The 680-nt window shown below is 49.9% G+C and carries 1 pseudogene; it reads right to left on the bottom strand.

Features of this window, described 5'->3' with window-relative positions:
• Positions 1-680: pseudogene (locus tag AC6EJC_RS26820) on the bottom strand (transposase); the annotation flags it as partial.

The raw sequence follows: 680 nt of genomic DNA, 5'->3' as shown, positions 1-680 counted from the left end.
GTCCGTCGTTCGGTAGGGCAGTTCCTGTTGGGCTGGGCAAATATACACATTGCGCTTGGCATCGTATTCAAACTTCCATTTCGGGAACAATCCTTGCTTCGGATGGAATCTTCGGTGGGCAATCACAGCAAAAATCTTACGGCTTTGCAAACCACGGCAAATCGGCGTTGTCAAATAACCCGAATCCAGGGCGACGGCTTCCACCTGGAAACCAAAACGCTCTCTCTGGCGGTCCAAACGCGACAAATAAGGGACGGAATCATGTACATTCCCCGGCGTCACGTGTACGTCGGTAATCACATTGTATTTGGTATCCACCGTGCGGTGGTCCAGGTAAAAAAAGCCTTCAGGTTTGCCGTCACGAATCATATAACCACTATCGGGATCGGTCTTGCTCACTTTAATCTCTTTTTCTTCGTTCACTTCCTCTCGGGATTTTAGCGCTTTTTTCCATGGTTTCTCCGGTCTTCTGTCACCGCTGCGTTGAGCTCGTCCATGTAGTCCTTGGTATTCTGCAGTACCTGTTCTTTGGTATACTGGTGTTTGTTCGCATTTGCTTTTACGTGCGTCGAATCGGTCACCAGAACGCGTCCGCCCACCATCCGGTGTGAGATCGCCTGCAGGACAATTTCATCGAAAATATCCTGAAAGATCGTGGTGTCCTTAAAACGGGTCCGGCG

It is taken from the genome of Paenibacillus sp. TY11 (assembly GCF_059772165.1).
Note: the sequence above shows the minus strand (reverse complement) of the source record. Positions and strands in the feature narration are given on the sequence as shown.